This is a genomic window from Chitinispirillales bacterium ANBcel5 (assembly GCA_029688955.1).
Classification (GTDB): domain Bacteria; phylum Fibrobacterota; class Chitinivibrionia; order Chitinivibrionales; family Chitinispirillaceae; genus Cellulosispirillum; species Cellulosispirillum alkaliphilum.
On record JARUKZ010000044.1, the window covers coordinates 1 to 15,252 of the forward strand.

Below are 15,252 nucleotides of genomic sequence, written 5' to 3' on the forward strand. Positions count from 1 at the left end.
AGCAAACAGTAGATACACAGCAAACAGTAGATACACAGCAAACAGTAGATACACAGCAAACAGCAGATACACAGCAAACAGCAGATACACAGCAAACAGCAGATACACAGCAAGCAGCAGATACACAGCAAGCAGTAGATACACAGCAAGCAGTAGATACAACACAGCAAGCAGTAGATACAACACAGCAAGCAGTAGATACACAGCAGCAGGAAAACGATATTTCACTTGATAATCTTGACCATTTGTCTAAAGATGATGATTTCTCACAGCCACAATTTTACCTGGGTGCAGGAGTGGCCTTAACCCTGGGAGGGATCCCGGTTGTATCCGATTGGATAAAATCACAACCAGGTGCGTTGGAAGATATTGGTCTGACTGCTACAACCGGCATAATTCTTCCTGATACGCTAAATTCAGTCGAAGCAGATACTGCAAATCTTGTTTACAGAATCAGGGAAGAGACTGAACCATTCAATATGACAATTCCAATATCTTTGAATGGCTCCATGATTACCAAAAGAGGTATGAACAGCATTTCTCTACTCTTTTTTACCACTGGAAAAAATTTTCAATCTTCAGTATTCGCCGGATCAGATTCTTTATCACGTAATATAAACCTCAGACAATCGCTTCGCTTTACCTCATTTTCAGTAGAGATGGGTATCAGTAGAGAAATACCGGATCAATATTTTTCTATAGATGGCTTCGACAAAAATTACTTCACTTCAGTTATTGGCTTTAGTCCCTTTGCACGTTTATCAACTAGTTACAATATTTCTGATGTACCGGAGAACGATTTGCGCCTAAATGAAATCAGAGATTCTGTCATGCTGTATCAGAACGATATAACAGGGAATGGGATCGCCTTTTCCTGGAAGTTTGGATTAAGCACAATTCGGAGTTTTAGCAATAGTTCTGACTTAAAAATAGGACTCTACTACAGTGGTTCCTACTATTCAAGATTTAGAAATGGTGATGGTTATCTAAAAAATTCAGATATTAATACTTCAGCAGATAAAAAAGATGACAGGGTTTCATTTGTTTCTAATCGTTTTGAAATAAAGGTAACATTACTTAATCTTATGAACAGATTTAAATCGGAACCATAGAAAATGGATCTGTACAGTAACGAAATTGAGCAGGTATATAAGATATTAAGAAAAGAGTTCAAAAAACACAGAATGCCTGTGGTTGACCTGATTGAAGCCCAAACCAGTGATCCATTTAAAATCCTTATTTCAACCATTCTAAGCGCACGCACCCGTGATGAAACAACAGCAGCAGCATCAACGCGTCTCTTTGAACATGTAAATACCCCATCAGACCTTGAAACCCTCTCAGTACCGGAGATTGAAAGATTATATATCCTGTTGGGTTTTACAGAGAAAAAGCGGGATATTTGAAAAAGCTGCCTACGGTTCTCAAAGAGGAGTTTTCGGGTAAATTGCCTCAAACAGTAGATGAGTTGACAAAACTTCCCGGAGTCGGCAGAAAAACGGCTAATCTTGTCGTTGCAATTGCATTTAAGAAACCTGCTGTTTGTGTTGATATTCATGTACATCGAATTTTTAACAGACTTGGCTATCTTGTTTCCGAAACACCGCTCCAAACTGAGCGTAAACTCAGAGAACATCTTCCTTCCAAATACTGGATTACTTTTAACTCATTCTTCGTTTCATTTGGGCAGCACACCTGTACCCCTTTAAAGCCTAAATGTACAAGTTGCCCTGTGTTTAAGTATTGTAGCAGGGTTGGAGTTGAAAATTAATACATTAAGTTTTTATCAAACAACTGAGAGAGTTCAATTTTTCTGAATGGTTTACTAATACTATCTGTAAAACCATATTCTTTTGGATTTGCCATAATTGGATCTTCTGCATAACCACTCACAACAAATACCGGCGTTTTTTCACAGAGTTTTCTCACTTCCCTTATAGCCTCCTTACCTCCCATACCACCAGAGATAGTAAGATCAAAAATCATAGCTGTTATAGTACCTTTTTTATGTTGTTCACAAAAGTATTGAACAGCTTCATTTCCCCTTTCAAACATAACTGCTTCGTAGCCAAAAGAGAGTAACATTGCACCAATAATTTCTCGTATTTCGGGTTGATCCTCCAATACTACAACTGTTCCTTTTCCTTTATGCATCGTTGAAATATCCTTTTTGTCTGATTCTGAGTTTTTAAATTCCGCAGGAAGGTATATACAAAAAGTGCTGCCCTTCCCCATTTTCGATTCAACATCAATACAACCACCATGTTTATCACATATAGAGAAACATGTAGCCAACCCAAGGCCATGTCCCTGTGACTTTGTGGTAAAAAAAGGATCAAATATTCGATCCATAATTTCTTTAGGTATACCTATTCCATAATCTTTTATACTAATCTCCACATAATTACCCGAAGGAAGGATATTGTGTTCTTTATGTTTAATGGTTACATTTTTTGCCTTTACATCAATACTTCCACCATCAGGCATTGCTTGTCTTGCATTTATTACAATATTATCTATAACCTGACCAATTTGATCTTTATCAAAATTACACTGCCACAAATCATTTTCAATAGCACTGTTACAGGTAACAGATGAACCACTCAAGGAGAAATGTACTGTTTCCAGTAAAAACGGATTTAAATGATCAACTTTCTTAACCGGCTCACCACCTGTTGCGAATGTAAGTAATTGTTTCGTTAAAGCTTTTGTTCTATCAATGACACTCATGGATTTCTCTATATACTCCAGAGCACTTTTATTTTCAACCAATTCACTTGCCAGATCAAGATAACCAAAAACACCTCCAAGCAGGTTATTAAAATCGTGAGCGATACCTCCGGCAAGAATACCAAGAGAATTAAGTTTTGCTGCTCGTTGAATAGCATTCAATAATTTTTGTTTTTCGGTCATATCGCGAAAAACAAGAACCACACCAATAATTTTATCCTCTTTGTCTTTAATAGGAGCACCACTATCAGCTATTACCCTTCTCTCCCCATTTTTTGCTATAAGTACAGTATGATTTTCAAGCTCAACGATACGCTCTGTAGAGAGCACTTTGGTCACCGGGTCTTCAGATGATTTACCTGTAAATTCATTAACTATGTTAAAGACCTCGTTTAATTTTTTTCCCTTCGCATCCGCCTGATTCCAACCCGTAAGCTGTTCTGCAACTTTGTTCATAATCACTACTTTACCCTTTGTATCAGTAGTGATAACACCATCCCCAATACTGCGTAATGTAACAGATAAACGTTCTTTTTCGGAAAATAACGCGTGTTCAGCTTGCTTGCGTTTGGTAATCACCTCGGTATAAAGTATTATTCCACCGATTGAACCCTGAGTGTGATACCAAGGACGACACTCCCATTTAGTCCAATCCACTGAACCATCCAGTCTTTTAAATATCTCTTCATCACCATTTAACACCTCTCCACTCAAAGCTCGTTTATGAATACTACGCCACTTCTCAGGGATATCAGGAAACACATCATAATGATGCCGTCCAATAATATTTTCCGAATCTACGTTATAATCCTTTTTGAACCTGTTACTGACAAACTTAAACTTTAACTCTGTATCAAGTACTGCTATTGCATTTGGATCGTACTTAATTATATACTCCATCAAACTATGCCAGGCCCTGGTATTCTGTTCACTAATTTTTTGCGCTGTTATATCCTGTACTATTCCTGCCATTCGCTTATCTTTGCCACTGCTACGAGATTGTCCTGTGACTTTAATCCAACGCATCTTTCCATCAGCACGATAAATCCTACATTCAAAGCTCCAGTTTTCTTTATTTTTAAGGGTTCTTTTAAATCTCGAATCAACCATTTCTCTGTCTTCTGGATGTACATGGTTCAAAAAAAATTCATAATCCCACTCACTAAGTAACTCCTCATACCCAAAGATCTTATCATGCTGAAGTGTCCTGATTGTAGACTGATCTACTAAATTTATCTCCCATGCACCAATTTTGCTTGCGTATAAGGCAAACTCCATTCTTTGCCTGACTTCAAACAGATCATCCTCAATTCTCTTTTGATCTGTTACATTGCGACTGATTCCCAATATTCCTTTAATATTGTTATTTGCATCAAACAGAGGCAGTTTAATCGTATCAAAGTAGATTTGATTACCATTCACAGACAGCACATCAGAAACATGTACTACCTCACCACTCAATGCCTTCAGATCATCCTTTTCATAACCACGTATACCCTGTTCTTTGTCGCCCTTTACATATTTGGGATCCCACCCGTTTTCTATATCGGTTTTTCCAATCAGCTCTTCAGGTTTCTTGCCAAGAATGGTAGAAAATTTTTTGTTGCAAATGACAGTACGCAATTTTCTGTCTTTAACATAGATGTAGTCTTCTGATGAATCAATGATGTCTTTGAGAAGAAACTGATCATTATAACTCTTTTCATCTTTTAATTCATTACACAAGCATACAATGGTATTTTCACTTCCATAAGCCCTGGCAACTGACACTTCTACATTAAACATTGTGCCATTTTTTTTACGATGAAAAGTTTTATATTTATTGGCTTTGGATGATTCAACTCTACTTGAATCAAAGCAGTCTGTTGTAATAATATCTGAAGCTTTTAGTTGCAGAAATTCATCTCTACTGTATCCAGACATCCTGCAATACTTTTCATTAACATCAATTATGCTCAGCGTTTTTGAGTCATATGCCCAAAAACCATCGTTACACAGATCCAAGGCTGTGCGTAAATAATTGCTGCTGTTCAGATTTAATTTATCATTATCTAATATCATTGTCCCTATATTGCTCCAAAAAAAAGTAACAGGTTCCAGCTACAGGCAATACCCTGCTCAGTTTTCCCTTAAAGTATCCAATAAACGGGGATAATGTTCAAATTATTAGAACTTTTTTGGAGAAAAAAGTTTATGTCTTAATCACTAATCTCTCACGTTTTACATCAAAGTCACTGAGTTTGTTCTCAGGACATAAAAAGGACAAAAACTCAGAAGGTTTACAGGTGGCTGATGGCATAAGAGAAAGACGTGCTACCCAGAACCCAGGACCATTTTTAACATTACACGTTGCTTCAAGTATTAAGGGTCTTATATCCTTATACTTTATTTTGCCCTTTTTCTGGATTTCTACTATCAGTTCATCGCGTTCAAGAAGTAACTGCAATCGCTCCTTCATTATTTCCATCTCAATCTGTTCCAATGGAAAAAACGCATAGTCCGCAGCCTTGACCGTCGATGTCAGAGATACCTGTTTGGAATTAAACTGCTCATATTCAATTATTTTCAGGTCTTGAGGCAACCAGGCGTTTATTTTTTTTAAATCAAAGTTAAGTTCCGAGTGAAGTTCCATATCAAAAGCTTCAGCTTCACCGGTAACGGCAAGAGGAAGAGGTGGTCCAAATGAAATTTTGGGATGAGGATTAAATCCCTGAGAAAACGCCAGTGGCACCGATGCGGCCATAAGAGCCCTGTGAAAAACATTTACCATATCCAGATGACCAAGGTATTTCACTCTATCACCTTTGGAGTACATAACCCGGTAAAAATAACTGCTATTTTTATTAGTATCGTTAACAACAACAGTTTCAGTCCCGGAAGAGATGGTTGTATTTGCATCAGCATATTTGCTCTTAATCAAGTTATTACAAACTCCGCACATTGTACACTTTTCTGTACGACAGTCCTGAGTAGTAACCTGCTTTAACGCTTTCTCCCGTTCTTTAAGTAAAAACTTCTCACTTACACCAATATTTACCGCCTGCCAGGGAAGAGGCTGTTTACTATCTAAGGCGTCTGTGTAAATATGCAGGTTCATGTCAATTTCTTGTGCGCTCTCATACCATCGTTCGATGTTAAACATCTCGTCCCAGCCATCAAAGCGCGCCCCTTTTTTCCAGGCTTCATACACTAAATCTCCAACTCTCATATCACCCCTGGCGATAATAGATTCAAGAAAGGTCATAGTGGGATCTCTATAGGAGACCCGTACATTTTTCCTATCATATAGGGAGCTTTTAATGTAACGCCCCTTTTTTAAGAGTTCTTCAATTCTCTCCATTGCGTCCCACTGAAAAGGGGTATTAGCTTTAGGGGAAAATGGTGAAATCGCAACATTTAACTTCTTTCTTTTGGATGAAGCCCGCATCATTTGAGAGATTTTACGAACCATAGAAATAATTGCGTCTATATCGCTACTGTCTTCTGTGGGCAATCCAATCATAAAATACAGTTTGAGAGTTTGGACATTCCTTGAAAGCAAAAGTTCAACTGTTCTGTAGATATCATCATCGGTAAAATCTTTATTAATAACACTACGCAGCCTCATACTTGCAGCTTCAGGTGCTATGGTAAAACTAGACATAGATGATATTGCACCAAGCTTATCAAGCTGCTCATTACTGAGAGCATCAATTCGGGTTGAGGGGATCGAAATGTTGATTCTGTTTTTTTCTTTAAGGGAATTAGCGGAAAAGAGAAGTTCACTGAAACAGGAGTAATCTGCGGTTGAGAGACTCAATAACCCTACATCACGCCAACCGGTGTTTGAAACACCAGCCTTAATTTTTTTATGCACATCTTCAGGATTGCGCTCCCTTACAGGTCTGTAGTACATCCCTGCAGCACAAAACCTACACCCTCTTGTACATCCACGCATAACTTCAGCAGCGAATCGGTGATGAACAACATTCATCATTGGAACAATTGGATGCTCTGGTACCGTGCTCTGGTCAAGATAAGCTATTTTTGCAGGTTTTAGCGATTTTGATTCATCTGCCTTATGTACTGTATACCTGCCTTCATCGCAAACCTTAAAAAAAGAGGGGACATAGAGACCCTGTATTTCCCCAATTTTTTGAAGTTTTTGCTGTTTTGTAGCACCATTAAGCTTAAGAGTTTCAAGAGTGTCACAAATTTCCTTAACAACCTCTTCCCCGTCCCCAATAACAAATGCATCGATAAATGGTGTCAGTGGTTCAGGATTTCCCATACATGGACCACCAGCAATAATTATGGGGTCACTATCTGTTCTGTTTTTTGAATAAACCTCAATCCCGGCAAGATCAATCATGTTTATTATATTTGTATACTGCAATTCGTATTGCACCGAAAACCCGATCCAATCAGCGTCTTTAACAGGTGTAAGGTGTTCAAGTGAAAAGAGTGGGATTGAAAGCGTTCGCATCAACTCTTCTGCATCAACCCATGGTGCAAACGCCCTTGAAAGCGACCAGGATGGGTTTGAGTTAATTATATGATAAAGTAACTGAAGACCATAGTGGGACATCCCAATATCATATAAATCGGGAAAACACAGTACCCCATGAAGCTTTATGTCTTCTAAATTTTTACAAACAGAATTAAGTTCGCCACCGGTATATCTTAGCGGTTTTTGAACAAAAGGTAGAAATTTGCTTCTAATAATAGTTTTGAGATTTTCCATAAAAATACTTGCGTGGTAATTTGGTGGTAAAAAAGGATTTAACGACCTTTCTCAAGTCGTTCGGCCAGGAAAATAGGAAGTGAGCAGTCTTTTATCTTGTTTTGTGTTATTTTGTAATTATAACTTACCCTTTTAAGTGATACCTCCGCTTTTTCGTTGTCATAGATTGCATAGCAACTACGCCTGTCAAAATCTCTTGGTTGCCCAACACTTCCAGTGTTAATCAGATAGGAGCAGGCTTCATTGACACGAACAACGTTTTGAGGGCAAAGTATGATTTCATTTTCTTTTTGGAGCATAATGGATGCCCAGTGAGTATGTCCGATGAAATTAATCTGATGTTCAAGCCCTTTAAACGCGTCAAAAACTTCCTCTTCACTATCAGGAAAAACATAACTCCAGGCAGGAGGATTAGAGGGTGATGAATGGGTACAAAACATGTTTTTTTCAACACTGCTTAAGGATAGTGAAGAAAGAAATCGTTTACTGTTCTCGGTAAGGTGCTGTTTGGTCCACTCCATGGCCGTAAAAGCATAATAGGTAAAATTTTGGGTATCGATTCGTCCAATGGCAGCGTAATCATGATTTCCGGCCACACATATATCAACATGGGACCGAACCAGATCTATACACTCCTCAGGATCCGGATAATACCCTACAATATCACCCAGACAGATAACTTTATCAATCGAGCGCTTGGTTATATCCTTAAGGACTGCTTTTAATGCTTCAAGATTACCGTGTATATCAGAAATTATTGCGTATTTCATCTGCTGTTTTAAATATTTACTCTTTTTAAATAAGCCACAGGGGTGGTTCAGTTATTAATGAATTAATCAAATGAACTATAAATTATATTATATAAGCGTTTTATTGCAAAATAATTGAAATAATCATAAAAATAGATGACAGTAATCACTAATTTTTGCTGTATCTTAGCTAAAACAGGTCAATAGGTAGCATAAAGATGTCTGAGTATAAAAGAGATGAAGAGTTTAAGGTAAAAATAGAAGAACTGAAAAAAAAAATACTTCCGGCATCCACAGCCCTTATTCTAACTCATGATTACCCTGACCCCGACTGCCTGGCTTCTGCTTTTGGGCTTTCACACCTACTCTCTTATTGGGGGGTAAAAAGTACTCTTATATCCTTTGGTGGTTTTGTAGGAAGAGCAGAAAACCGTGCGATGATACGGTACCTCAACATCAATACTGTTCCCTTTGTGCTCACAGAGATTGAGGATTTCGACCGAATTTTGCTTGTAGATTCTTTTCCGGGAAAGGGTAATGTTTCACTACCCCAATTTACCCCCATCCATGCAGTAATCGACCACCATCCAAGTAAAATACCTGACGATGCGCGGTTTTTTCACCATATACGCACCGATATTGGAGCCACTTCCACGATCATAACCAGATACCTTCTTGAATCAGACATTACCATAAATAAGGACCTTGCAACAGCGCTATTTTACGGCATTAAGACCGATACCGGGGACATGCGCAGAGAGGTTTCCGAATTTGATATCGAGTGTTATAAATACCTCTTTGAAAGGATCGATCACCAGATTCTGTCGAAAATTGAAAACCCTGATAGAGACTTGGAATATTTTAGAATTCTTCACCGGGCAACAGAAGCAGCCGTTTATTTTGATGACGTAGGGTACACTCACCTTGGCCAGGTAACTACTCCTGATTACGTAGCAGAGATGACCGATCTTTTTCACTCCCTTGAGCGTTTAGAGTGGATGATCTGCTCAGGAGTTTTTAAATGTCAGATCTTCTTTTCTATCAGAACCAAAAACGGAAGCAGTGCTGGAATGAGAGCTGAAGAATTGGCTAAAAGGCTAAAAGGAAGTGGTGGTGGCCACTCAAGGGCAGCTGCCGGGCGTGTGCCGATTACAAAAGAACAAAGTAATAAATCATTGGACGACTTCGTACTCACACTTAAGGAGGTTTTCGGGGTGGGTGACCAGGAAGCTGAAAAACTTTTGTAGCCAATTCCGAAACGAAGGCAACAAGAAAAGGAGCAATGTATATGTGGGAATATACTGATAAAGTAAAGGATCATTATCTTAATCCAAGAAACTCAGGGGAAATAAAAAACCCTGATGGGTTTGGTGAAATTGGAAATATTACCTGCGGTGATGCACTAAGACTTACCTTCAAACTCGACAAAGAAGGTAAAGTGGAAGATATAAAATTTAAAACATTTGGCTGTGGTAGTGCTATCGCGTCAGCAAGCGTACTTACCGAATTATGTAAAGGTAAAACCGTTAAAGAGCTAAAGAAAATTTCTAACCAGGAGATTGCCGACGCGCTTGGTGGTCTCCCAAGGGAAAAAATGCACTGTTCAGTAATGGGGCAGGAAGCACTTGAAGCTGCTATCACTTATTATGAAACAGGCGGAAAAAAAGCTGCACCAAAGCAAAAGGATGGAAAAGTTGTATGTACCTGTTTCAATGTAACCGATCAGGAAATCATACGAGCAATAAAAGAAAACAATCTTAAAACTGTTGATGATGTTACCAATTTCACTAAAGCAGGTGGCGGATGTGGTGGTTGCCTTGAAGAGATAGAGGAGATTATCAATTCAACTCTAAGTAAAAGCTCCGAAAAAACATCACAAGCTGCACCTGTCCGATTAACTACGCTTCAGAAAATCGATAAGATCCGGGAAGTGCTGCAAAAAGATGTACGCCCGGTGCTTGAGAAAGACGGTGGGGATTGTGAGTTAGTTGATGTAGATGGAAATGATGTTTACATCCGTTTTAAAGGAAGCTGCTCGGGATGTGCGTTCTCATCAATGACCCTTATTTCGGTTGTTGAGAAAAACCTTAAAGAAAAAGTATCTGATCAGCTTGTTGTAAAAACCACATAGCTCAATTACTCCTTAAATAGGGAGAGGTTACCTGCCCTTTCCCTATTTTAAAATTACTACCACTAATAGTTTTACAATTTCAGAGCACTAATAGCTTCGCCCGCGGTATAAAAAGAGCCAGCGACACATAGTAATTCGTGGTTGCTTGTTAAAGCGTAGTTTAGAGCCTCCGATACGCTCCTGATGATTCTTACTTTTCCAGTAAAGTGAGCAGTGAATCGCTCGAGATCTTCAGGGTTTGCGGCTCTTTGAATCTGAGGTTTACATAGAACAATCTCAGACACTTCTGAAGTGAACTCATGGATCATCGATTCATAATCCTTATCTTTCATTACCCCGCATACCATAAGTTTTGATTTATCATCAAAGTGCTCTTTAAGAGTTTGGGATAACATTTTTGCAGCATCCTCGTTATGAGCAACATCAATAACAACTGTTTTATTCCCTATCTGTTCGACCTGAAAACGCCCTCTTATTTGTACACTGCTTAACGCATCAGCGATTGTTTCTATCTCCCCTACCCCCGCGCCAAGCAAAGCATTTATTGCCAGAAGTGAATTCAACACCTGAAATCTGCCGTATAGGGGCATACTGAAGCTGGTATTTTTATACCAAAACTTTATGCCGTTTTCAGTGGTATCAATGTTTTCAGCCTCGTTTTGAGACACAAAGGATACATTTGTATTCTGTTGGGCACAGTGTGTTTTGATTAACTCTGAAACATCCCTTTCCCGGGGCTTAGCAACATAGACCGGAACCCCTTTTTTAACGATACCAAGCTTCTCATTTGCTATATGTTTAAGCGTCGGGCCAAGGAATTCAGTATGATCCATTGCTATAGGAGTAATTACCGACACCTGCGGTTTAACGATGTTTGTAGCATCCAAACGCCCCCCCATACCAGTTTCATACACGGCCCACTCTACACCTTTTCTTTTGAAAAGTTCAAAAGCCATTAAAGTCGATGCTTCAAAAAAGGTTAAGCCAAGAGAATCGATTATCTCCTCAAGTTCATGATAAACCTCAACCCACTCCTCTTCCAATACTGCTTTGCCGTCTACTTTAAACCTCTCCTCAAAACAGATAAGGTGAGGTGATGTAAAAAGGCCGGTTTTAAATCCAAGATGAGTAAGAGCGGTCTGTATCATCGTACATGTTGAACCTTTTCCATTGGTACCGGCCACATGGATACATTTATGACTTAAATGCGGATATCCACACCTCCGGGCAGCTCTCTCCATGCGTTCCAGTTCATACTTTATCCCCCTTCTCTGAAGCGAAAAAAGGTGTTTTCTAATACTTTCGGCTTTTTTTATCATTCAATGACTCACTTTTTAACTCAATAATCAGATCATTTGAGAGTGTTAAAATATATCAATCTCTGACGGCCAAACTACTCTTTTGATCTGTTTGTTAGTGCTCTGTTTAAGGAATCTAAACAGAAATTTATGCTTTAAACTATCCAAAATAATAAGTGTAATATCTTTTTTCTTTTTAAATTGTCCCTGTTATTTGAACGTTTGATTATATTTTAAAGTATGCAAGTACTTTAAAGGGTTTAACCGTTTTACTTTTCAGGGCAAAAAGCGCACTATAAACAATATGGATTAAAATATAATTTTTTTGATTTTTAAAAACTTTTTGATATTCACAACTGACCTGACAAATTTTTACGATTCGCCATGCTGTCCAATTTGTATATGAATTTCACTGCACAATATGCAAACGCAGCTATTCACTGTCAAATCGATAGAGGATAGTAACATGATTCAGATTGGAAATACTATGGTTGTTAATAAATAAATAGGTTGCTTTGATATTTTGTTTTTTAACTTTCTTTTTGCGGAGTTCACTTATGCCCCACCCTTCCAAGTCACACATTGCCACTGTAGTGCTTTCTGGCTGGACCGATAATCGATCTTTAGTTACTCCACTGATTAATGATCTTAAATGTTTTCATAAATTGATTGGTGAAAAGAGTGCTGGGGTTCATTACTTTCCATTCGTTTATGGTACAGATGGGGGTTATTTTGAAACCTACGCACCAATAGATGAAAAAAGTAAAAGATTATTTAACTTTTTAAATGACAGAAAGTTACTTCATGATCACATTACACTGGACATTATTGGGTTCAGCGAAGGTGGAATGATTTCGCTATATGCTCTTGGAAGGTATAAAAGAATTAGAACACATCTCAATAAATACGTTTCAATTGCATCACCTCATGGTGGTGCTCCATATGTACTACCTTTCTGGAACAGAAATAATTGCACAGCACAACTTGTTGGTTTAGACAAAGACAGTAAATTTCTCACCACAAAATATCCCGATAAAGCAGAAAAAGTATTTAGCGAAATCCCAAAAGAACGTTTACTGCAGATATGGTCACCTCACGATTTAACAGCGAATAAATTCAGTAGCAAACGCTTTATTATAGATAAGTATGTTCGTCCGGCTTTTAGTTATTTTATGTTTCCAATTATGGTAAGTGTCCAGGAGATAAATGATATAAACAGAGATTTTAAAGACAAAATGGTCTCCTTTGAATCTGATCAAAAGAAACATAATGATATACCTCAATGTCCTATAGTTATAGATAAAATACGCTCCTTTTTATATGATGACCTTGAAACAGAAATCAAAGAACAGTTATCATATTTTTATGATGGAAGAAGAATAATAATTGATACAAACCGTGGGTTTAAAAACAAACCGGTTACAATCAGCAGAGATAGTCACGATAATGCACAGTATAAAGATTTTGAAAATAACTATACTGTTTCCTTTGGAGATATTGAATTACAATCAACTTTAACCCAAGGCAAACTGATTTTTCGAATACCGGATGTATCACCAGGTTTGTATCATATAGCAGTAGAACAACCACACCCCACTCTTAATACCTTATTACCTTCTCAAACAGTCTCATTTGCTGTGATGCCCTTCATTGAATTCAAAGACTCTCCCGCTAATTACTCCATTGAAATCGATTCACATGGCACCACTATCTTTTCACGTTTTCTACCCGGGGAAAGCATAGCCATAACAGGCTATTTTCCATCACATCATCAGTTACTAATAAACAATGATCCTGTATCTACAACCCTTTCTAAGTCCGACTTGATCAGCTTTAAAATACCTAACGATATTCGGGGTTTGACCGAGGTAAAACTTAAATGTGAAAATCATTTAAGCAATACACTATTTTTTGTTGTGGGTGACCGTGTGGGTAATAAAAGAACAAAAGAACTTCATCTGAGAAATTGCCCATGGATAAATCTTATGAATTCTGATAACAAAATTGATATCTGTTCTGTAACAGATAAACCAAAGGAAAAAGGCTATTTTGATGCATGTCACTGGTGTCACATAAGACACCCTAAAAAAATTGGCCCCAGTAACAGCTAGTTTTTTCCTTCTTTATTGATATGAAAAAAAATAAAAAGATAATACTTTCTTTACTGCTTCTTTTTTCAGTCCTAACTTTTGTTATCTCCATTGGATTTAAAGAGATTCAGCTACAGTCCAATGATCATCATCCTTTTTTTATCCCCCAGGGAATTGAATCAAATTTTTCGCACACTTTCAATATTGGAGAGATAGTTCAATTTATTATAATGAATTTAGTATCTCTACTATTAATTCTTACACCATTTATACTACTAATACTGGTGTTTTTTAAGCAATGGCGAAGAAGGATTATCCTAGGCATCATACTTATCTTTATAGTTATGGTTATAACCTGGTTGAGATTGCAGGTTTTACCATCAGAACCATTCCCCGAATCCCAGAGAAGAGTGGAGGTTACATCACCTAAAGAACCTGTACCTCTTACTTCTGTTATTCCCACGGAAACTCAAACACCCCAATGGTTAACCTTAGTTGTTAGCCTGTTTATATCAACTATTCTAATAATTATGTTTTCTATTCTATACAAATACCTTTTTAAAAAAAGATCTGCACAACCTCCCCTCAATCATTTTGCTGAAGAGGCAAAAGACGCGATAAATAAGATAGAGAGCGGGGAAAATTTAAAAGATACTATTCTCCACTGTTACCGTAAGTTGTTACACATAGCAAATGAACGACATAGTATCTCTATGGAACACCATACAACCCCTTTTGAATTTGAAGCGGTTCTAAGCAGTGAAGGTTTACCGTCCAGCTCTATTGAAAAACTGACCCGTTTATTTGAAGGGGAGCGATATGGTGGATACAAAGCAGGTCAGAAGGAAAAAAGACAGGCAATAGAGTGTCTCGAAGAAATTGTTACAGCTTGCCAGGATAGTCAAAATGAAAAAAAATAAGTACAAAATCCTGCTACCTCTTCTACTCTTTCTAACGGTCGCTATTTTCATTGTTTTAAATACCGAGAAAAATCGTTTGGTTAACTATATCTATAACCAAATACTCATAGCAGTACAAGTAATACGTAGTGTACCCCAGATGACTTTCATAATTTTATTAGTACTATTTTCGATACTATGTGCAATATTTAGCTTCTATAAAATATACCAACCCCCAAAATATTCACCTGCTAAATCACCCTCACACTATACATTTTCTGAGTACAAGCTTTGGTTAAACAGAATTTCAGGAAAAAGTAATAGTCGGTTTTTAAATGAGGAAACCAGCAATGAACTAAGAAGTTTTATATTATCCCTGCTCTCATTTCAGAACCACTGCAGTAGTAATGAAATCAAAAAACAGATACTTGAACACCAATTAGATATTCCCACACCAGTACAGGCTCTTTTCTCCGATCAAAATAACGACCACACTACTACAGCAGATGAAACGCTTCTTTCTTCGTTATGTAATAAAATTTTCTTTCGAAAAGGTCCTGCAATTAATGAAATTACAGATACAGAACTTGAAACAATCATACAGTACATAGAGCAACAGTTGGAGGGTTAAT

Annotated in this window: 12 protein-coding genes; 8 read left to right on the forward strand and 4 right to left on the reverse strand. The window is 37.7% G+C overall.

Annotation, left to right across the window (positions count from 1 at the left end; all coding sequences use genetic code 11):
- The 3 genes from QA601_16545 to QA601_16555 form a co-directional block, all read left to right on the forward strand.
- Positions 1–1,112, forward strand: a 1,112-nt coding sequence (locus QA601_16545) for a hypothetical protein (GenBank protein ID MDG5816708.1), incomplete at its 5' end; no start/stop codon positions are given.
- Between the two features lie 3 nt (positions 1,113–1,115).
- Entirely contained in the window at positions 1,116–1,406 is a 291-nt protein-coding gene (locus QA601_16550) for a hypothetical protein (protein MDG5816709.1), read from the forward strand.
- Positions 1,403–1,771 (forward strand): hypothetical protein, encoded by a 369-nt coding sequence (locus QA601_16555; protein MDG5816710.1) that lies wholly within the window; start codon positions 1,403–1,405, stop codon positions 1,769–1,771. Before QA601_16550 ends, QA601_16555 begins: the two co-directional genes overlap by 4 nt.
- On the opposite strand, the gene QA601_16560 is transcribed toward QA601_16555, so the two are convergent.
- From QA601_16560 to QA601_16570, 3 genes are all read right to left on the reverse strand, one after another.
- Positions 1,768–4,791, reverse strand: coding sequence for a PAS domain S-box protein (locus tag QA601_16560; GenBank protein MDG5816711.1), 3,024 nt, complete (start codon positions 4,789–4,791; stop codon positions 1,768–1,770). The two genes, QA601_16555 and QA601_16560, sit on opposite strands and share 4 nt — an antisense overlap.
- A 130-nt stretch (positions 4,792–4,921) precedes the next feature.
- Positions 4,922–7,453: a TIGR03960 family B12-binding radical SAM protein gene (locus QA601_16565; GenBank protein MDG5816712.1), complete on the reverse strand. Its 2,532-nt coding sequence runs from the start codon at positions 7,451–7,453 to the stop codon at positions 4,922–4,924.
- A gap of 38 nt (positions 7,454–7,491) precedes the next feature.
- Positions 7,492–8,223 carry a metallophosphoesterase family protein gene (locus QA601_16570; protein ID MDG5816713.1) on the reverse strand — a complete coding sequence of 244 codons (732 nt, stop codon included), beginning with the start codon at positions 8,221–8,223 and terminating at the stop codon, positions 7,492–7,494.
- Positions 8,224–8,420: 197 nt separating this feature from the next.
- Here QA601_16570 and QA601_16575 point away from each other — a divergent pair, with 197 nt between their 5' ends.
- Positions 8,421–9,449 carry a DHH family phosphoesterase gene (locus tag QA601_16575; protein ID MDG5816714.1) on the forward strand — a complete coding sequence of 343 codons (1,029 nt, stop codon included), beginning with the start codon at positions 8,421–8,423 and terminating at the stop codon, positions 9,447–9,449.
- Positions 9,450–9,490: 41 nt separating this feature from the next.
- Complete coding sequence (gene nifU / locus QA601_16580) at positions 9,491–10,333, forward strand: Fe-S cluster assembly protein NifU (protein MDG5816715.1); 843 nt, start codon at positions 9,491–9,493, stop codon at positions 10,331–10,333.
- Positions 10,334–10,404: 71 nt separating this feature from the next.
- Here nifU and QA601_16585 read toward each other — a convergent pair whose 3' ends face one another.
- Positions 10,405–11,652 carry a bifunctional folylpolyglutamate synthase/dihydrofolate synthase gene (locus QA601_16585; GenBank protein MDG5816716.1) on the reverse strand — a complete coding sequence of 416 codons (1,248 nt, stop codon included), beginning with the start codon at positions 11,650–11,652 and terminating at the stop codon, positions 10,405–10,407.
- A gap of 536 nt (positions 11,653–12,188) precedes the next feature.
- On the opposite strand from QA601_16585, the gene QA601_16590 reads away from it, so the two are divergent.
- Genes QA601_16590 through QA601_16600 form a run of 3 tightly spaced genes read left to right on the forward strand, consistent with a single transcriptional unit; the run spans position 12,189 to position 15,251 of the window.
- Positions 12,189–13,742 carry a hypothetical protein gene (locus tag QA601_16590; protein ID MDG5816717.1) on the forward strand — a complete coding sequence of 518 codons (1,554 nt, stop codon included), beginning with the start codon at positions 12,189–12,191 and terminating at the stop codon, positions 13,740–13,742.
- Positions 13,743–13,762: 20 nt separating this feature from the next.
- Entirely contained in the window at positions 13,763–14,641 is an 879-nt protein-coding gene (locus QA601_16595; GenBank protein MDG5816718.1) for a DUF4129 domain-containing protein, read from the forward strand.
- Positions 14,628–15,251 (forward strand): hypothetical protein, encoded by a 624-nt coding sequence (locus QA601_16600; GenBank protein MDG5816719.1) that lies wholly within the window; start codon positions 14,628–14,630, stop codon positions 15,249–15,251. The genes QA601_16595 and QA601_16600 overlap by 14 nt, the downstream gene beginning before the upstream one ends.
- The last annotated feature ends 1 nt before the right edge of the window (position 15,252 follow it).